The sequence below is a fragment of the Kribbella sp. NPDC005582 genome, from assembly GCF_040605415.1.
In the GTDB taxonomy this organism is placed as follows: Bacteria; Actinomycetota; Actinomycetes; order Propionibacteriales; family Kribbellaceae; genus Kribbella.
In genome coordinates, this window is the sequence record NZ_JBEXCU010000008.1 from 174,810 (window position 1) to 192,048 (window position 17,239).

Genomic DNA, 17,239 nt, shown 5'->3' on the forward strand with positions numbered 1-17,239 from the left:
GTGATGGATCGTCGGGCGTTTCGATGGCGGTATGACGCTCTTTCGCACCGCCACCGTCCAGTTCCAGGCCGTCCCCGACGACCCCGCGCAGAACCTCGCCACCGTCGAGCGGCTGGCGCGACAGGCCGTTGCCGAGGGCGCGCGGTTGGTCGTCTTCCCCGAGCTCTGCCTGCTCGGCTACTGGCACCTGCGCCGGCACACCGCCGCCCGCCTGGCCGAGCTCGCGCAACCGGCCGACGGCCCGCTGATCCGACAGGTGCTTGCCCTGGCCAAGGACCTGGACGCCGGGCTCGGCGTCGGCTTCCTGGAGGCCGCCGACGGACAGCTCTACAACGCGTACGCCGTCTGCCTGCCGACCGGCCAGGTCCACGTGCACCGCAAACTGCATGCCTTCGAGCACGAGGCGATCGCCAGCGGATCGTCGTACACGGTGTTCGAGACGCCGTGGGGGTTCCGGGCCGGGGTGCTGATCTGCTGGGACAACAACCTGGTGGAGAACGTCCGGATCACCGCGTTGCTCGGGGCCACGGTCCTGCTCGCCCCGCACCAGACCGGCGGGACGAACTCACGCAGCCCGCACGGAATGAAGCCGATCCCACTGGAGGTCTGGGAACAGGACCCGACCGAGGCCTTCAACGGCCCGAACGGCCGGGAGTGGTTGCTGCGCTGGCTGCCGGCCCGGGCGCACGACAACGGCATCTTCGTCGTCTTCAGCAACGGAGTCGGACCGGACGACGACGAACTGCGGACCGGCAACGCGATGATCCTCGACCCGTACGGCCGGATCGTCGCCGAGACGCCGGTCCCGCGCGAGGCCGTGGTCACCGCCGACCTGGACCTAGACCTGGTGCCACTGGCAACCGGCCAACGCTGGATGAGAGGCCGCCGCCCCGAGCTGTACGGCCCACTGACAGTGCCACACGGTGAGGTGGACGCGAGAACAGCTCGGTTCTCGACAGCGCCAGTCAGTAGATGAGGGCGGTGGCCATCGCCACGATGCCTTCGGCGCGACCCGTGAAGCCCAGCCCGTCGGTGGTTGCCGCGCTCACCGACACCTCGGCGTCGCACGCGGCGCTCAGCACCTTCTCGGCTTCTTCCCGCCGCACGCCGATCCGGGGCCGGTTGCAGACGATCTGCACCGTCACGTTCCCGATCTCGAACCCGGCCGCTCGCACCCGCCGCGCAGCCTCGGTGACCAGCGCGACGCCTGCCGCCCCGGCCCACTCCGGCTCGGCGGTCCCGAAGTTCGAACCCAGGTCTCCCAGCCGCGCCGCGCTCAAGAGCGCCGTACAGATGGCGTGCGCAGCAGCATCACCGTCGGAGTGACCGGCGAGTCCGGCCGGCTCGTCCGGCCAGTGGAGCCCGGCCAGCCACATCGGTCGGCCGGCCTCCAACGGGTGCACGTCGATGCCGTTGCCGACCCGAGGAAGCTTCACGCCAATCGCCTCTCCGCCAGCAGGGCCTCTGCCAGCAGCAAGTCCTGGGGACGCGTCACCTTGAACGCGTCCGGCGACCCCTCGACCGTCTGCACGGTCACGCCGAGCGCCTCGCACAGCATCGCATCGTCGGTGGCCCCGACCACCCCGGCCGCATGCGCCCGCCGCAGTACGTCGGGCGCGAAGCCCTGTGGCGTCTGCACGGCAACCAGCGTCGACCGGTCGGGCGTGGCAACCACCTCGCCGGTTGGCGCGACCTGCTTGATCGTGTCTGTCACCGGCACAGCCGGTACGACGGCCTCCGCGCCGGCACGCACTGCCGCGACCACCCGCTCGATCGCGTCGACGGGGACGAACGCCCGCGCCGCGTCGTGCACCAGGATGCAGTCGATTCCCTCGACCGGGACGAGCTCCAGCGCCGTCCGGACCGAGTCGGACCGCTCCGCGCCGCCGGCAACCACGAGCAGGCGGGTCTGACCGACGTACGGGGTGAGTTCTTTGGTGACGATCTCTTCGGTCCCGAGCGGGACCGCGACCACCAAACAGACGAGGTCGGCGGCGGACGCTGCCTTCAGTCCACGAACCGCGTGGACCAGCAGCGCGTCGCCACCGACCTCTCGAAACGCCTTCGGGGTCTCGCCACCGAGTCTCAGCCCGAGACCTGCTGCCGGAATGATCGCCGCGGTGCTCATGCGACGGAACCGGACAGCAGGATCACGGGAACAGACTCGACCTGGAAATCAGGACGCGAGAACCTCGTCGAGGATGGCTTCCGCCTTGTCCTCGTTGGTGTGCTCGGCCAGCGCCAGCTCGGAGACGAGGATCTGACGAGCCTTCGCCAGCATCCGCTTCTCACCCGCCGACAGGCCACGATCACGCTCACGGCGCCACAGGTCGCGGACGACCTCTGCCACCTTCATCACGTCACCGGAGTGCAGCTTCTCCAGGTTCGCCTTGTACCGTCGCGACCAGTTGGTCGGCTCCTCCGTGTGCGGAGCCCGCAGCACGTCGAAGACGCGCTCCAGACCGGCCTGATCCACGACGTCACGCACGCCGACAAGATCGAGGTTGCACGCGGGGACCCGGACGACCAGGTCGTTCTGAGCGACGATCCTCAAGACCAGATAGGTCTTGTCCTCACCTTTGATCTTACGGGTCTCGATGTCCTCGATAACGGCCGCACCGTGGTTGGGGTAAACAACCGTCTCGCCGACGTTGAAAGTCATATGTCACGTGCCCCTTTCCGAGACCTATCCTACCACGCAGTCGCTGGTCCGGTCCGGGCGTTTGTGCTGGTCAGACGCCATTTCCCGCCTTGACAAACCCTGTCGGCCATGCGTCGTACGCGCGAAAACAGTTGCCGGTGACACCTTCGAAGGCCCACCCGGCGTCGGCCTCGCCGGGGCCGGGCACTACGCTGTGCTGCGCCGGAGGCCACGCACTGGGTCCAGTACCCGAGCCGTGCCGAAGGGCCCCGAAACAGCTTGCAGGAGAGGGATTCCAGTGCCGATCACGTTGTCCGCGCGGTCCGTCCGGCGCGTCGCGCTGGCGGGTGCCGCCGCCACTCTCAGTGTCGTTCTGGCGGCCTGTGGCGCGAGCTTCAACGCCCAGACGTCACAGCCGTACCAGCCGGCCGAGGGCACCAACGCCGCCTCGGGCGGCATCGTGGTTCGCAACCTCCTGATCCTGTCCGACGCGGACGGCAAGGGCGAGGTGCACGGCGTCGTCGTCAACAACGGCGCCGAGTCCGACACCCTGGTCTCGATCACCCAGGCCCCGCCGAAGCCGGCCGCCGCGGACACCCCGCCGGAAGACGCGACCCCGGTGAAGTTCGGCGAGTTCCAGCCCCTGACCCTGCAGGTCGGTGCCGCTGTGCGCCTCCCGCAGACCGGCGGCACCGAGCCCACGCCGACCACCACCCCGTCGACGACGCCGAGCACCACCCCCACCGCCACCCCGAAGACCCCGGCCACCCCCGCAGCGGCGGCCCCCTTCTCGGTTACCGGCGGCAAGCCCGGCGAAATGGTCAGCGTCGTCATCACCTTCGGCAAGGCCGGCCCGATCACCGCCGACATCCCGATCCTCCCCGAGGACCACTACAGCCCCTCCCCGCGCAACGACGCCGAGGCCGGGCACTAACTCCCCAGAACGCCCGAACGGGCCGCTCCCGGCGCGGGGCGGCCCGTTCGTCGTACCGGCGGGGCCTGTGGCCGAGGTCCCGTCGGACGCCTCAGCTGGCGGCTTGGGCCGCCTTCGTCAGGCCGGGAAGCATCTTGTCCAGGACCCAAGGGACGCTCAGGACGCTGATCGCGCTCTGGCCGGAGATGACCTGCTGGTCGTCCAGGACGTAGGCGCTGCCGCGTTTGACGGCGCCCAGGGACGCGTAGATCGGGTCGGCGGCGAACTTCTGCGGGCCGAGACCGTCGACGTACGCGATCAGTACGTCGGCATCGGCGGAGGCGATCTTCTCCTTGCTGACGGTCACCGCGAACTCGTTCTTGGTGTTGGCCTTCTGCAGGGCCTCGACGCCGGGCGCGTTCACGAAGCCCATCTCGTTGAGGATCTGCACCCGGGGATCGCCCGGCATGTAGACGTAGTTCTCCGCGCCGAAGGAGCCGACCGCGATCGACTTGCCCTTGAATTCGGGGTGCTCGGTCGCGACCTGCTTGATCTTGTCGTTCAGCCCGGTGATCAGCTTCTCGGCCTCGGCCTTCTTGCCGAGCGCTTCACCGACGAGCAGCGTCTGGTCCTGCCAGGTGGTCTGCCACGGAGCACCCGGGTAGGCGACCGTCGGCGCGATCCCGGACAGCGTCTCGTACGTCGCCTTGTCGAAACCCTCGTACGGCGCCAGGATCACGTCCGGCTTCAGCGCCGCGATCTTCTCGAACGGGTACTTGTCACCGGTGTCGAGCAGTTCGGTCTTGGCCGGGTCGAACCAGTCCGCGTCCCAGGCAGTGACACCGGCCGCGGTCGGGCCGTAGGTGACCTTCGGCATCGCGACCGGGGTCTCGCCGAGGGCGTGCACGATGTCCTGGGCGTTCCAGCCGAGGGTGACGATCCGCTGCGGTTTCGCGGGGACGACGGTCTCGCCGAAGGTGTTCTTCAGCGTGACCGGGAACCCCGCCGTACTGGCGGACTCCTGCGGCGCCGCGTCGTCGGATGCACCGCACGCGACGAGCAAGCTGGTCGCGATCAGTACGCCGGCGGCCGCACTGATCGCCCGAAAACAGGGCCACGCCATAGGAAACTCTCCTCAGTTCAGATGCCTCACTAAGGACAGCCTAAGCTAACCCCCACTCAGGAATCGAACTTGTACCCCAGACCACGGACCGTGACCAGGTGCTGCGGGTTCGACGGGTCCTTCTCGAGCTTCGAGCGCAGCCGCTTCACGTGCACGTCCAGGGTCTTGGTGTCGCCCACGTAGTCGGCGCCCCAGATCCGGTCGATCAGCTGGCCGCGGGTAAGCACCCGGCCGGTGTTGCGCAGCAGCATCTCGAGCAGCTCGAACTCCTTCAGCGGCAGCCGGATCTCGGTGCCGGCGACGGTCACGACGTGCCGCTCGACGTCCATCCGGACCGGTCCGGCCTCGAGGGTGTCCGGCAGCAGCTCGACGTCCTGACCGCGGCGCAGTACGGCGCGGATCCGGGCCAGCAGCTCGCGCGGGCTGTACGGCTTGGTGACGTAGTCGTCCGCGCCCAGCTCGAGCCCGACGACCTTGTCCACCTCGGTGTCCTTGGCGCTCACGATGATCACCGGGACGTTGCCCCGGCTGCGCAGCGCCCGGCACACCTCCGTACCGGACAGGCCCGGCAGCATCAGGTCGAGCAGCACGATGTCCGCACCGGCCCGGTCGTACTCGTCCAGCGCGTCCGGCCCGGTCTCCGCGACGGCGACCTCGAAGCCTTCCTTGCGCAGCACGTACGACAACGCGTCGCTGTAGCTCTCTTCGTCTTCGACGACCAGCACTCGGGTCACGAAGCTGTCTCCTTTGTGATCTGCCCTGACGGGGTAGGCGGCAGGGTGACGGCCGGGTCCTCCTGGCTGGCGGAACCGGTCTGGCCCGGGGCGGATTCGAGCCGCAACGGGAGTCTCACGGTGAACGTGGAGCCTTGGCCTTCGACACTCCACACCCGTACGTCGCCTCCGTGGATCGAGGCGATGTGCTTGACGATCGACAACCCGAGCCCGGTGCCGCCGGTCTCCCGGCTGCGGGCCCGGTCGACCCGGTAGAAACGCTCGAAGATGCGCTCCAGGTCGCTGCTCGGGATACCCACGCCCTGGTCGCTCACCGTCACCTCGACCAGGTCGCCGATCGGGTGCGCGGCGACCGCGACCCGGGTGCCGTCCGGGCTGTAGTTGACCGCGTTCTCCACCAAGTTGCCGATGGCAATGGACAGCTGGTCCTCGCTGCCCATCACCTCCAGCTCCGGCTCGGCCTTGACGACGATCTTGATGTCGCGGTCCTCGGCGTCCACCCGGCAGCGGTCGACCGCGGCCTCGATCACCGCGTTGATGTCGACCGAGTGCGGGTGCTCCAGCGGATCGTCGCCCTGCAGCCGGGACAGCTCGATGATCTCCTTGACCAGCCGGCTGAGCCGGGAGGCCTCGATCCGCATCCGGTCCGAGAACCGTTGCACCGCTTCGGGATCGTCCGAGGCCTCGGAGACCGCATCGGCGAGCAGGATCAGCGCACCGACCGGGGTCTTCAGCTCGTGACTCACGTTGACGGTGAAGTCGCGCCGGATCGCGTCCAGCCGGCGCTCGCGGGTCCGGTCCTCGACCAGCACCAGCACCAGCTGGCTGCCCAGCGGGGCGACCCGGGCGCTCACGTACTGCGTGGCGCCGAGCCGGCCGCGGACGATCTCCAGGTCCTGCTGGCGGATCTCGCCGTCCCGGCGGACCGCGCGGACCATGGTCAGGATGTCGTCGACCACCAGCCGCTCACCCCGGACGATGCCGAGCACATGCGCCGGAGCGCTTGCCTGCAGCACCTGATCCTCCGGACCCATCACGACCGCGGACGAACGCAGTACCGACAGGACGGTCGCGACCCCACTCGGTACGGCGGGGTCCGGGGTCTCGGGGATCTTGCGCTGGGACCGCTCCGAAAGCATCATCGCGCCGAGTGAAAGGAGGGCCAGGGCCGCGCCGATGACGCCGCCCAGCACCGCAGCCAGCGTGGGGTCCACGAAACCGATGCTACGCGGGCAACCAGCAGGGAAAGACCGAATGAGCACCGGATGACCGGGACGCGTCACAACTGTTCATCAGGCGTTCACCACGCGTCGCCGTCCGGCAACCTCGACGGCATACGGTCCCCCTTGGAGCAGGTACCGGCCTGTCCGGCACCGGGTACGGGCACACCACAGATCGGAAACGAACACAATGCGTGACAGCTACCACGAGCAGCTCGACGACATCCTCGCCGAGCTCGAGCGGATGACCCGCACGGTCTCCACCGCCGTTCGCCGGTCGACCGCAGCCCTGCTGGAGGCCGACATCCGCAAGGCCGAAGAGGTGATCGCGGCCGACATCCAACTGGACGCGGCCGGCGAGGGCGTCGAGGAGAAGGTCTTCGAGCTGATGGCCCGCCAGGCCCCCGTCGCCAACGAACTGCGGATGCTGGTCGCCGCCCTGCGCATGGTCGCCGACCTCGAGCGGATGGGCGACCTCGCCGCCCACGTCTCCAAGATCGCCCGCCTGCGCTACCCCTCCCCCGCCATCCCCACCGAGCTGCACTCCGTCATCCAGGAGATGGGCACCGTCGCCGGCCAGATGGTCGACGCCGCCGGCGACGTCATCCAGACCCGCGACGTCGAAGCCGCCGGAGCCCTCGAGGCCACCGACGACCTGATGGACAAGCTCCGCAGCAACCAGTTCCGCCTGATGATGGACGACACCTGGCCGCACGGCGTCGAGGTGGCCGTCGACATCGCCCTCCTCGGCCGCTACTACGAGCGCATCTCCGACCACGCCGTCTCGATGGCCCGCCGCGTCGTCTACCTCGTCACCGGCGAACTCCCGGTAGCCATCGGCGGCACCGCCGCCGGCTCCGGCGCCGGCGCCTCGGCACCAAACCCCAACGGCGCCAACTGATCCACGCCGTACAAGTAGCCCCTGGCAACCAAATAGTTGCTAGGGGCTACTTCTCGTCCAGGGGCAGTGGGAGTGGCCGGGCGGCGCGCCAGAGAATCTCCGCCTCCTCGAGGAACTGCGGGAACCAGGCGTCGCTCGGCTGAAGGACGAACTTCGGCTCCCCTTCGGCCTGGAAGGTGTAGTACTCGACGAACAAGGCCGAGTACTCCGTCCGCCGGTCGGGCGCGGTGTCGACCGCCACGACGCCGAGCGGGATCGGATGGCTCGTCAGTCGGACCTCGAGCGCACCACCGGTCGTCGTGGCCAGCTCGGACAGTAGCCGCAGCGACTGTTCGATGCGACCCCTGGCGGACGCCGGAGAGCGCTCGGCGTAATACCGTTCGGCGGCGACCTCGACCGCGTTCGAGGACGGCTCGATCAACAAGATCCGGAGCGTGCACCCCCGCCGCAACCACCGCTCGAATTCGTTGTAGTTCTCCACCAGCAGCGTGTTCCGCGCAACGCCGGTGACGAACAGGTCGGTCGCGGCCTTCATCGAGTTCAGCAGTTCCGGGCCGAACGACTGCACGAACTTCGGCCGCGCCATCGTGCTGAGCCGGCGACTCGGCGGCGGCGGCCAACTGGTCCCGGCTTCCCACAGCCGCTCGGCCTGCTGTGCGTAGAAGGAGAACCAGCTGTCGGACTCCGTGAAGTGCATGATCGGGCCCGGCTCGGCCGCGGGCCGCAGCTCCGGGTGCTGGATGGTCACGGACGCCGAACCGCGGGCGCGAATCAGGTTCACCCCGATCGGCGGCACGAACTGCGCAACGCGGATCTCAAGGTTGCCCTGGGTGCTTGCCTGGAGTTCTTCCAGTTCCTCGATCGTCGTCATGATCCGCTGCGACAACAGTGCCGCGCGGCCGACCGGACGGTGCATGGCAGCCTGCCCGACCAGCGCGTCATCGGTCGGATCGACGACCAGGACACGCAGCCGCGCACCGCGAACCAGTGCTCGGTGGAAGTCGTCGCGGGCCCCTTGAACAGTGCGTGCCATCGCGATTCCGATCAGCAGTACGTCGTCCGCCTCGGCCCGCCGGCGAGCCAGGTCCGCAGGGAAGTCCCGCAGCAGGACTTCGGCCGGCTGGGCGCGATCGGCCATCTCCGCGACCAGCCGCCGGGACCGGACCTGCGCGATCGCCAGCGCCGCGAGCAACGCCAGGATCGCCGAACTCAGCACCTCCGGCTTCGCCACGTTCACGATGCCGAGCACGGTGAACACCCCGGCCGCAGCCGTCAGCAACCAGAGGTCGAAGTTGTCGTCCGTCAACACCCGATGAACGGCCCGCGCCGAGGCCCGCAGGAGACTCACTCACCTACCGTACGGACACTGGCGCCGCCGGGTCGGGTCCCCCGAGTGTCACGGCGCCGGCGCCAACCGTTCAAGGGCCTGGTGGTTGTTGGATGGCCTCGGTGGAGACCACGGCGGCCAGTACGAGCGGGGCGTCGCCGTCGCTGTGGCCTACGGTGATGGCGATCCAGCGGTTGTCGACGTGCCAGACGTGGAGTTCGCCGTACAGGTCTTGGCTGAAGAGGGCGTGGAACAAAGGGTGCACCGGTTGGGACTGGTGCCAGCGCAGGAGTGGGCCGTCGAGGGTGATGACGTGGTGCGGGCCCCAGTGGGCCGAGAGGACCTCGGTCAGGTGGGTCAGGTGGGTGGTGCCGATGCCTTCGGCTGCTTCCCAGGCGGCGTCGTACAGGCCGGTGAGGGATTCGCCTTCCCAGAGCGGGACGATGTGGAAGCCGGCGCCGGTGGTGCCGGTCCATTCACCGGTGGCCGGGTCGCCTTCGGCGGTGGTCGGGCCGGCGGCCGGGACGTCGGCGACCAGGAGTTCGGTCACCTCGGTCCCGGCCCGGGACGCGTCGAAGGACTGTCCGGCGCGGACGGTCAACGGCCCTGGTTCTTGACGGCTTCGATGGCTGCTGCGGCGGCGTTGGGGTCGAGGTACTCGCCGCCGGGGGTGATCGGCTTGAGGTTCTCGTCGAGCTCGTAGAGCAGCGGGAGGCCGGTGGGGATGTTGAGGCCTACGACGGTGGGCTCGTCGAGGTTGTCGAGGTGCTTGACCAGGGCGCGCAGCGAGTTGCCGTGGGCGGTGACCAGGACCGTCTTGCCGGCGCGGAGGTCGGGGACGATGGCGTCGTACCAGTAGGGGAGCATCCGGGCGACGACGTCCTTGAGGCACTCGGTCGTCGGGATGATCTCGGGGGCGAGCGCCGCGTAGCGGGGGTCGCCGGCCTGGTCGAACTCGGAGCCGCGCTCGATCGGCGGCGGCGGGGTGTCGTAGGAGCGGCGGAACAGCATGAACTGCTCCTCGCCGAGCTCCTCGAGGGTCTGCTTCTTGTCCTTGCCCTGCAGGGCGCCGTAGTGGCGCTCGTTGAGGCGCCAGGAGCGGCGGACGTCGATCCACTGGCGCTCGGCCACCTCGAGCGCGATGTTCGCGGTGCGGATCGCCCGGCGCAGCACCGAGGTGTGCAGGACGTCGGGGAGCAGGCCGCGGTCGCGGAGCAACTCACCGCCGCGGTGCGCCTCCTCGACACCCTGCGCGTTCAGGTCGACGTCGACCCAGCCGGTGAAGAGGTTCTTGGCGTTCCATTCGCTGTGGCCGTGGCGGAGCAGGATCAGGCGATAGGTCATACCCGCAGCTTACAAGTGGTCCGGGCGTGCTGAGGCTTGAGTGATAGCGGTGTCCAGGTGCGTGCCTGGGCGCCGATAGCGCCAAGCCTCAGTGCGCCCGGACCACTATGGTTCCAGCCAGCCTTTGAAGGCGTCCAGGTTCCGGGTGGACTCGCCCCGCGAGATCCGCCACTCGTACTCCTTGCGGATCGACGAGGCGAAGCCGAGCTCGAGGATCGTGTTGAACGACGAGTCCGCATACTCCAGTACGGCGCCCAGCAGCCGGTCCACCTCGGTCGGGGTGATCGCGTGCAGCGGGACCCGGCCGTCCAGGTGGATGTCGCCCAGGTGGTCGACGGCGAAGGCGACGCCGTACATCTTGAGGTTCTTCTCGAGCAGCCAGCGGTAGACGGCCTCATGGTTCTCGTCCGGGCGCCGGGCCACGAAGGCGTGCACCTGGACGGCCTGCGCGCCGACCGACAGTGTGACGGTGGTCTTGAGCTTGCGCTCACCCGGCAGGTCGGCGCTGAACTCGCCCGGCTTCACCTCGGTGAACTCGATCTCGTTCTCGGTCAGCACCTGACGGATCACATCCGCCGCGGACACCCTCATTCAGAAAACACCTCAGCCGCCATGGTCTCCGCTGCGGTCCGGTACGCCGCCAGCGTCTTACGCGCGGTCAGTTCCCAGCCGAAGCCCTGCGCATGCTTGACCGCTGCGCGGCTCATCGTCTCGCGGGTGTGCGGATCCGTCGCGATCCGCGCCAGCGCGTCGGCGAAGTCGTCGGCGCCGTGCCCGTCGACGAGCAGCCCGGTCTGCCCGTTCACCACGGCGGTCGTCAGGCCGCCCACAGCCGCCGCGACCACCGGCGTACCGCAGGCTTGGGCCTCCAGTGCGACCAGCCCGAACGACTCCGAGTACGACGGGACGCAGACCACCGAGGCCGCGCGGTACCAGTCGGCCAATCCGCTGCGCTCCATCGGCTTCACGAACCGCGTCACGTCGTCGACCCCGAGCGCCCGTGCCAGCTCGGCATGCGCCTCGGGGTGCTCCATCCCGTTCCCCGACGGACCGCCGATGATCGCGACGACGAGCCGGCTGCGCAACGACGGGTCACGCGAAAGCATCCGCGCCGCTGCCCGAATCAGCAGGTCAGGCGCCTTCAGCGGCTGGATCCGCCCGACAAAAGCCAGTACGACAGCATCTTCCGGTACGCCGACCGCCCGGCGCGCGGCGAGCTGGTCGCCAGGCGCGAACACCTCCAGGTCGACCCCGGGGTTCACCACACCGACCTTCGCGGGCTGGGCGCCGTACAGGGTGATCAGTTCCTGCGCCTCGTCCGGAGTGTTCGCCAGCAGCCGGTCCGCGGACTCGACGACCTGCTCCTCGCCGATCAGCCGAGCAGCCGGTTCCGGTACGTCGCCCTCCGCCAGGCTGGCGTTCTTGACCTTCGCCATCGTGTGCATGGTGTGCACGAGCGGAACCGCCCACCGGTCCCGCGCCAGCAACCCGACCTGCCCGGACAGCCAGTAGTGCGAGTGGATCACGTCGTACCAGCCGGGCTCGTGGATCGCCTCGGCCCGCAGGACCGCCCGGGCGAAGGTGCAGAGCTGAGCCGGAAGCTCGTTCTTGGTCAGGCCCTCGTAGGGCCCGGCCGCCACGTTGCGCACCATCACACCAGGCATCAGCTCGACTCGCGGCGGCACCGCCGAGGTGGTGGCGCGAGTGAAGATGTCGACCTCGGTCCCGAGTTCGGCGAGCTGCTTCGACAGCTCCACGACGTACACGTTCATCCCGCCGGCATCGCCGGTCCCCGGCTGGTCCAACGGCGAGGTGTGCAGGCTGATCATCGCGACCCGCCGCGGCGGACGGTCGGCGGACGGCGGCAGACTCACGCCGCCAGCGTACGCCCGTCGGTGGAGGTAACTCCCCTACGGGAGGAGCCCTGAACCCAGTGCTCCGCGCGGCGTGCGCCGAAAGCATGAACACATGCACAAAGTCCTCGCCGAAGTACGAACCTGGCATCGCCCGTTGCTGGTGATGGTGTCCGCCATGGCCGCCCTGGTCCTCGTCGCCGGTATCGGCCTGCTGGTCGACAACCGCGAGATCCTGAACGAGTCCGTCTGGCTCAAGCCGTTCAAGTTCGGCCTGTCCTTCGTCCTGTACGGCGCGACGCTGGCGTGGCTGGTGTCCAAGCTGCGCAAGGCGAAGCGGTTCGGCTGGTGGCTGGGCACCGTCTTCGCGATCACCGGCGTGATCGACGTCGGCTTCATCGCGATCCAGGCCGCTCGGGGCACGTTCAGCCACTTCAACGCCAACACCGACACCTTCAACCAGGTCGGCCAGCAGGTCTTCATGTCCGGGGTGCTGGGTCTGTTCGGCGTGAACCTCGTGGTCGCGGTGATGCTGTTGTTCCAGCGGGTCGGTGACGCGCCGCTGAACCGCGCGATCCGAACCGGCCTTGCCCTGGCGATCGCCGGGATGGCACTGGCCTTCTACCTGGTGGGCGCCAACGGCACCAGGACGCAGACCACCGATGCCTACGGCAACCCGGTGACGCTGGGCGGCAGCCATGGTGTCGGCGTCGAGGCCGGCGGTCCCGGCTTGCCGATCACGCACTGGAGCACGGTCGGCGGCGACCTGCGCGTCCCGCACTTCATCGGCCTGCATGCGATCCACGCCTTGCTGGCGGTCGTTCTGCTGCTGAGCATTCTGGCCGCCCGGGTGGCCTGGCTGCGTCCGGAGCGGGTTCGTGCCCGGCTGGTCGGGGCGGCTGTCATCGCCTACACCGGTCTGATGGTCGCGACCAGCGTCCAAGCGTTCCGCGGGCAGTCGGTCGTTCATCCGGACGGACAAACCCTCGCTTTGTTCGGCGGCTTCGTCGTACTGGGCCTGGCGGTGGCCGCCGGCACGATCGTCGCGGCGCGGCGCGCAGTACCTGAGACGGGTTCGGCCGAGATCCGGGCGAGTGAAACACTGACGGTATGACTGCGAACCGTCCTCTTGCCGTGGTGACCGGAGCGAGCAGCGGGATCGGGGCCGCCACGGCCCGCCGGCTGGCCAAGGACGGGTTCGAGGTGATCGCGGCCGCCCGGCGGCTGGATCGGATCGAGGCGCTGGCCAAGGAGATCGACGGCCGCGCGGTGCAGTGCGACGTCACGTCGGCCGACGACGTGGCGGCACTGACCGCGACCGTCGGTGACCGGCTGGATCTGCTGGTGAACAACGCCGGTGGCGCGTTCGGCGCCGAGCCGGTGGCCGACGCCGACCTGGACGCGTGGCGGCGGATGTACGAGGTGAACGTGATCGGCGTCGCCGCCGTCACCAAGTCGTTGCTCCCGGCCCTTATCACCGGCCGGGGCACGATCGTCGTGATGGGCTCGACGGCCGGCCAGGTGGCCTACGAGAACGGCGGCGGGTACGTCGCCGCCAAGCACGCCGCGAAGGCAGTCGTCGACACGCTGCGCCTGGAGCTCTTCGACCAGCCGGTCCGGGTCACCGAGATCGCCCCGGGCATGGTCAAGAGCGAGGGCTTCGCCCTGACCCGCTTCGAGGGCGACCAGGCCAAGGCCGACGCCGTGTACGCCGGGGTCGCCGAACCGCTGACCTCGGACGACATCGCTGACATCGTCAGCTGGGTCGCGAGCCGCCCGCCGCACGTCAACCTGGACCGGATCACCGTCCGCCCGCGGGCGCAGGCCGCGCAGCACAAGGTGCACCGCGTGCAGTAGGCGATTCGGGGATACGCTCCGTCACAGGTAGGATTGGGCTGCTGTGCCCTGCGTCGAGTGGCTGTTCTCTCGTGAATCGACACGCCGTAGCCACCGCCTGACACTCAGTCTACTGCTTGGAGCGCTTCCCCATGCCTGTCCGTAACGACCTGCGCAACGTCGCGATCGTGGCCCACGTCGACCACGGCAAGACCACCCTGGTCGACGCGATGCTGTGGCAGTCCGGCGCCTTCGGCGCGCATCAGCACGTGGACGAGCGGGCGATGGACTCCGGCGACCTGGAGCGTGAGAAGGGCATCACGATCCTCGCCAAGAACACCGCCGTCCGGCACAAGATGGCCAGCGGCGAGACGGTGACGATCAACATCATCGACACCCCCGGCCACGCCGACTTCGGTGGTGAGGTCGAGCGCGGCCTGTCGATGGTGGACGCGATCGTGCTGCTGGTCGACGCCTCCGAGGGTCCGCTGCCGCAGACCCGGTTCGTGCTGCGCAAGGCGCTGGCCCGCCGGATGCCGGTGATCCTCGTGGTGAACAAGGTGGACCGGCCGGACTCCCGGATCGCCGAGGTCGTCGACGAGACCTACGAGCTGTTCCTCGACCTGCTCGACCACGACGCCGACCAGAGCGCCCTCGACTTCCCGGTCGTGTACGCCTCGGCCCGCGCCGGCCGCGCCTCGCTGACCCAGCCCGCCGACGGCGGCCTGCCGGACTCCGAGGACCTCGAGCCGCTGTTCGAAACCATCATGGCCAACGTGCCGGCCCCGGAGTACACCGAGGACGCGCCGCTGCAGGCCCACGTGACCAACCTGGACGCCTCGCCGTTCCTCGGCCGGCTCGCGCTGGTCCGGATCCACGAGGGCACGCTGAAGAAGGGCTCCCAGGTCGCCTGGTGCCGCCACGACGGCTCGATCCAGAAGGTCAAGATCACCGAACTGCTGGTCACCGAGGCGCTCGAGCGCGTCCCCGGCGACTCGGCCGGTCCCGGTGACATCGTCGCGATCGCCGGTATTCCGGAGATCATGATCGGCGACACCCTGACCGACCCGGACAACCCCAAGCCGCTGCCGCTGATCACCGTGGACGAGCCGGCCATCTCGATGACGATCGGCACCAACACCTCGCCGCTGGCCGGCCGGACCAAGGGCACCAAGGTCACCGCCCGCCTGGTCAAGGACCGCCTCGACCGCGAGCTGATCGGCAACGTGTCGCTGAAGGTGCTGCCGACCGAGCGTCCGGACGCCTGGGAGGTGCAGGGCCGTGGTGAGCTGGCGCTGGCCATCCTGGTCGAGCAGATGCGTCGTGAGGGTTACGAGCTGACCGTCGGCAAGCCACAGGTGGTCACCAAGGAGATCAACGGCAAGCGCCACGAGCCGGTCGAGCGTCTCACCATCGACTGCCCCGAGGAGTACCTCGGCACGGTCACCCAGCTGCTCGCGGTCCGCAAGGGCCGGATGGAGCAGATGACCAACCACGGCACCGGCTGGGTCCGGATGGAGTTCCTGGTCCCGGCGCGCGGCCTGATCGGCTTCCGCACCGAGTTCCTCACCGACACCCGCGGTACCGGGATCGCGCACCACGTCTTCGAGGGTTACGAGCCGTGGTTCGGCGAGCTGCGTACCCGTCCGTCCGGTTCGCTGGTCTCCGACCGGGCCGGCGCCGCGACGTCGTACGCGATGATCAACCTGCAGGAGCGCGGCACGATGTTCGTCGAGCCGACCACCGAGGTGTACGAGGGCATGATCATCGGCGAGAACTCGCGCGCCGACGACATGGACGTCAACATCACCAAGGAAAAGAAGATGACCAACGTCCGCTCGAACGCGGACGAGTTCGAGAAGCTGGTGCCGGCTCGCAAGCTGTCGCTCGAGCAGTCGCTGGAGTTCTGCCGCGAGGACGAGTGCGTCGAGGTCACGCCGGACGCGATCCGGATGCGCAAGGTCGCACTGACCCAGATCGAGCGGGCCAAGCTGGGGCGCAAGAGCAAGGCCTGAGCTGTCAGAAGTCGTTTCACAACACGGTTCGGCAACGCGGACCGCGACGACGCGCGCCGAAAGACAAGGGTGTGATACACCCTTCTTCGGCCGGTCGCGCGAAAGATACTTCCGGATCGTTACCAACCAGATGTCGCCGCGCGACGTCTGACTCTGTGAACAGCAAAACATCAGTTGGGGGAAGGAAGAATCACCATGGGGATCCTGCGTAAGCTCGGCGCCACCGTGACCGCGGTCGCCTTTGTCGGCGTCGGTGCACTCACCGCCGGTACGACGGCGCACGCCGCCACCGCGTCGGTCGCACCGAAGGCCGCTGTGGCCGTGCCGCAGAAGGCGGTCGCCAAGACCAAGTACATCGGTCGCTACCACCTGGACCCGCGGTGCATGAAGGGCCGTGTCATGTGCGCCAACAAGAAGACGCGCAAGATGGTCTACCTGATCAACGGCAAGACGATCTACGTCCTGGACGCCCGCTTCGGCGGCTCCAAGACGCCGACCCGCAACGGTCAGTTCAAGGTCTACCGCAAGTCGAAGAACCACGTCTCGACGCTCTACAAGTCGAAGATGCCGTACGCGATGTTCTTCAGTGGCGGCCAGGCCGTGCACTACTCGTCGGACTTCAAGGCCCGCGGCTACAACGGCGCCTCGCACGGCTGCATGAACATCCGTGACAAGGCCAAGCTGGCCAAGATCTTCGCCCAGATCAAGATCGGCGACAAGGTCGTCGTCTACAGCGGCTGATCGATCGAACGTCTACAGCGGCCGGGGCTTCACGCCTCGGCCGCTGTTGCTTTTCCGAACGCCTTGTACAGCCGCGGCTCCACCAGACAGAACGTCGCCGTCTCCACAGCACTCGCCGTACGGCGAAGTGTCCCGACCGCGATGTCGGCCGCCGACTGGGCCGGCCACCCGAAGATCCCCGCCGAAACCGCCGGCAGCGCCAAGGTCTTCACGCCCAGCTCGTCGGCGATCCGCAGCGCATTGCGATAGCACGACTCGAGCAGCGCCGGATCGCGTTGACCGGCGGTGTAGTTCGGTCCCACCACGTGAATCACGTACGACGCAGGCAGTTGCCCGGCTGTCGTCCACACCGCGTCACCGGGTGACGCTCCTCGCGGATAGCGCTCGATCAACTCGGCGAGGATCTCCGGTCCGCCGGCTCGGTGGATCGCGCCGTCGACTCCACCACCGCCGCGTAGGGCGTGGTGGGCGGCGTTCACGACCGCATCGGCGGGAACGGTGGTGATGTCCGCCGTACTGAGCACGATCTCCATGGGGTCTCCGGTCACGAGTTGCTCACGAGTGGTGTGGGGCTGGTGGTAAGTAATTTAC

General features: G+C 68.6%; 19 protein-coding genes. 7 read left to right on the top strand and 12 right to left on the bottom strand.

Going from position 1 to position 17,239, the window contains the following annotated elements:
- Nucleotides 1–31 precede the first annotated feature (31 nt).
- Nucleotides 32–976 carry a nitrilase family protein gene (locus tag ABZS29_RS34780; protein WP_355468644.1) on the top strand — a complete coding sequence of 315 codons (945 nt, stop codon included), beginning with the start codon at nt 32–34 and terminating at the stop codon, nt 974–976.
- Here the strand turns inward: ABZS29_RS34780 and ispF are convergent.
- The 3 genes from ispF to ABZS29_RS34795 are packed head-to-tail and all read right to left on the bottom strand — an operon-like array spanning nt 966 to nt 2,662.
- Nucleotides 966–1,376: a 2-C-methyl-D-erythritol 2,4-cyclodiphosphate synthase gene (ispF, locus tag ABZS29_RS34785; protein ID WP_355468989.1), complete on the bottom strand. Its 411-nt coding sequence runs from the start codon at nt 1,374–1,376 to the stop codon at nt 966–968. The two genes, ABZS29_RS34780 and ispF, sit on opposite strands and share 11 nt — an antisense overlap.
- 56 nt (nt 1,377–1,432) lie before the next feature.
- Nucleotides 1,433–2,128: a 2-C-methyl-D-erythritol 4-phosphate cytidylyltransferase gene (gene ispD, locus ABZS29_RS34790; RefSeq protein WP_355468646.1), complete on the bottom strand. Its 696-nt coding sequence runs from the start codon at nt 2,126–2,128 to the stop codon at nt 1,433–1,435.
- 48 nt (nt 2,129–2,176) lie between these two features.
- Entirely contained in the window at nt 2,177–2,662 is a 486-nt protein-coding gene (locus ABZS29_RS34795; RefSeq protein ID WP_132176829.1) for a CarD family transcriptional regulator, read from the bottom strand.
- A 277-nt stretch (nt 2,663–2,939) separates the two neighbouring features.
- Here ABZS29_RS34795 and ABZS29_RS34800 point away from each other — a divergent pair, with 277 nt between their 5' ends.
- Nucleotides 2,940–3,575, top strand: coding sequence for a hypothetical protein (locus ABZS29_RS34800; protein ID WP_355468648.1), 636 nt, complete (start codon nt 2,940–2,942; stop codon nt 3,573–3,575).
- A 91-nt stretch (nt 3,576–3,666) separates the two neighbouring features.
- Here ABZS29_RS34800 and ABZS29_RS34805 read toward each other — a convergent pair whose 3' ends face one another.
- From ABZS29_RS34805 to ABZS29_RS34815, 3 genes are read right to left on the bottom strand one after another with little or no spacing between them, the layout of a single operon-like run.
- Nucleotides 3,667–4,677, bottom strand: a complete 1,011-nt coding sequence (locus ABZS29_RS34805; RefSeq protein WP_355468650.1) for an iron-siderophore ABC transporter substrate-binding protein — start codon at nt 4,675–4,677, stop codon at nt 3,667–3,669.
- A gap of 56 nt (nt 4,678–4,733) precedes the next feature.
- Entirely contained in the window at nt 4,734–5,411 is a 678-nt protein-coding gene (locus ABZS29_RS34810) for a response regulator transcription factor (RefSeq protein WP_355468652.1), read from the bottom strand.
- A complete protein-coding gene (locus ABZS29_RS34815) occupies nt 5,408–6,625 on the bottom strand; it encodes an ATP-binding protein (RefSeq protein ID WP_355468654.1) in 1,218 nt (405 codons plus the stop codon). Before ABZS29_RS34815 ends, ABZS29_RS34810 begins: the two co-directional genes overlap by 4 nt.
- 196 nt (nt 6,626–6,821) lie before the next feature.
- Here ABZS29_RS34815 and phoU point away from each other — a divergent pair, with 196 nt between their 5' ends.
- Entirely contained in the window at nt 6,822–7,532 is a 711-nt protein-coding gene (gene phoU, locus ABZS29_RS34820) for a phosphate signaling complex protein PhoU (RefSeq protein ID WP_355468656.1), read from the top strand.
- A gap of 46 nt (nt 7,533–7,578) precedes the next feature.
- On the opposite strand, the gene ABZS29_RS34825 is transcribed toward phoU, so the two are convergent.
- The 5 genes from ABZS29_RS34825 to mshA all read right to left on the bottom strand — a co-directional run bounded on the left by ABZS29_RS34825 (nt 7,579) and on the right by mshA (nt 12,077).
- Nucleotides 7,579–8,880 carry a hypothetical protein gene (locus tag ABZS29_RS34825; RefSeq protein WP_355468658.1) on the bottom strand — a complete coding sequence of 434 codons (1,302 nt, stop codon included), beginning with the start codon at nt 8,878–8,880 and terminating at the stop codon, nt 7,579–7,581.
- Between the two features lie 70 nt (nt 8,881–8,950).
- Complete coding sequence (locus ABZS29_RS34830; RefSeq protein WP_355468660.1) at nt 8,951–9,460, bottom strand: hypothetical protein; 510 nt, start codon at nt 9,458–9,460, stop codon at nt 8,951–8,953.
- Nucleotides 9,457–10,203, bottom strand: coding sequence for a phosphoglyceromutase (locus ABZS29_RS34835; protein ID WP_355468662.1), 747 nt, complete (start codon nt 10,201–10,203; stop codon nt 9,457–9,459). The genes ABZS29_RS34830 and ABZS29_RS34835 overlap by 4 nt, the downstream gene beginning before the upstream one ends.
- A 105-nt stretch (nt 10,204–10,308) precedes the next feature.
- Nucleotides 10,309–10,794, bottom strand: a complete 486-nt coding sequence (locus ABZS29_RS34840; protein WP_355468664.1) for a YbjN domain-containing protein — start codon at nt 10,792–10,794, stop codon at nt 10,309–10,311.
- Nucleotides 10,791–12,077: a D-inositol-3-phosphate glycosyltransferase gene (gene mshA, locus ABZS29_RS34845; protein ID WP_355468666.1), complete on the bottom strand. Its 1,287-nt coding sequence runs from the start codon at nt 12,075–12,077 to the stop codon at nt 10,791–10,793. Before mshA ends, ABZS29_RS34840 begins: the two co-directional genes overlap by 4 nt.
- Nucleotides 12,078–12,171: 94 nt before the next feature.
- On the opposite strand from mshA, the gene ABZS29_RS34850 reads away from it, so the two are divergent.
- From ABZS29_RS34850 to ABZS29_RS34865, 4 genes are all read left to right on the top strand, one after another.
- Nucleotides 12,172–13,170, top strand: coding sequence for a hypothetical protein (locus ABZS29_RS34850; RefSeq protein ID WP_355468668.1), 999 nt, complete (start codon nt 12,172–12,174; stop codon nt 13,168–13,170).
- Nucleotides 13,167–13,913: an SDR family NAD(P)-dependent oxidoreductase gene (locus tag ABZS29_RS34855; protein WP_355468670.1), complete on the top strand. Its 747-nt coding sequence runs from the start codon at nt 13,167–13,169 to the stop codon at nt 13,911–13,913. Before ABZS29_RS34850 ends, ABZS29_RS34855 begins: the two co-directional genes overlap by 4 nt.
- 131 nt (nt 13,914–14,044) lie before the next feature.
- Nucleotides 14,045–15,907 (top strand): translational GTPase TypA, encoded by a 1,863-nt coding sequence (gene typA / locus ABZS29_RS34860; protein WP_355468672.1) that lies wholly within the window; start codon nt 14,045–14,047, stop codon nt 15,905–15,907.
- Between the two features lie 195 nt (nt 15,908–16,102).
- Nucleotides 16,103–16,648: a L,D-transpeptidase gene (locus ABZS29_RS34865; protein WP_355468674.1), complete on the top strand. Its 546-nt coding sequence runs from the start codon at nt 16,103–16,105 to the stop codon at nt 16,646–16,648.
- 29 nt (nt 16,649–16,677) lie between these two features.
- Here the strand turns inward: ABZS29_RS34865 and ABZS29_RS34870 are convergent, their stop codons facing one another.
- Nucleotides 16,678–17,181 (bottom strand): macro domain-containing protein, encoded by a 504-nt coding sequence (locus tag ABZS29_RS34870; protein ID WP_355468676.1) that lies wholly within the window; start codon nt 17,179–17,181, stop codon nt 16,678–16,680.
- Between the last annotated feature and the right edge of the window lie 58 nt (nt 17,182–17,239).

What these genes read in the sequence shown, in the direction of transcription:
- ispF (WP_355468989.1), bottom strand. Translation starts at nt 1,376, where the DNA reads ATGTGGCTGGCCGGGCTCCACTGGCCGGACGAGCCGGCCGGACTCGCC.
- ABZS29_RS34840 (WP_355468664.1), bottom strand. Translation starts at nt 10,794, where the DNA reads ATGAGGGTGTCCGCGGCGGATGTGATCCGTCAGGTGCTGACCGAGAAC.
- ABZS29_RS34805 (WP_355468650.1), bottom strand. Translation starts at nt 4,677, where the DNA reads ATGGCGTGGCCCTGTTTTCGGGCGATCAGTGCGGCCGCCGGCGTACTG.
- phoU (WP_355468656.1), top strand. Translation starts at nt 6,822, where the DNA reads ATGCGTGACAGCTACCACGAGCAGCTCGACGACATCCTCGCCGAGCTC.
- ABZS29_RS34850 (WP_355468668.1), top strand. Translation starts at nt 12,172, where the DNA reads ATGCACAAAGTCCTCGCCGAAGTACGAACCTGGCATCGCCCGTTGCTG.
- ABZS29_RS34855 (WP_355468670.1), top strand. Translation starts at nt 13,167, where the DNA reads ATGACTGCGAACCGTCCTCTTGCCGTGGTGACCGGAGCGAGCAGCGGG.
- ABZS29_RS34795 (WP_132176829.1), bottom strand. Translation starts at nt 2,662, where the DNA reads ATGACTTTCAACGTCGGCGAGACGGTTGTTTACCCCAACCACGGTGCG.
- ABZS29_RS34780 (WP_355468644.1), top strand. Translation starts at nt 32, where the DNA reads ATGACGCTCTTTCGCACCGCCACCGTCCAGTTCCAGGCCGTCCCCGAC.
- ABZS29_RS34865 (WP_355468674.1), top strand. Translation starts at nt 16,103, where the DNA reads ATGGGGATCCTGCGTAAGCTCGGCGCCACCGTGACCGCGGTCGCCTTT.
- ABZS29_RS34835 (WP_355468662.1), bottom strand. Translation starts at nt 10,203, where the DNA reads ATGACCTATCGCCTGATCCTGCTCCGCCACGGCCACAGCGAATGGAAC.
- ispD (WP_355468646.1), bottom strand. Translation starts at nt 2,128, where the DNA reads ATGAGCACCGCGGCGATCATTCCGGCAGCAGGTCTCGGGCTGAGACTC.
- typA (WP_355468672.1), top strand. Translation starts at nt 14,045, where the DNA reads ATGCCTGTCCGTAACGACCTGCGCAACGTCGCGATCGTGGCCCACGTC.
- ABZS29_RS34870 (WP_355468676.1), bottom strand. Translation starts at nt 17,181, where the DNA reads ATGGAGATCGTGCTCAGTACGGCGGACATCACCACCGTTCCCGCCGAT.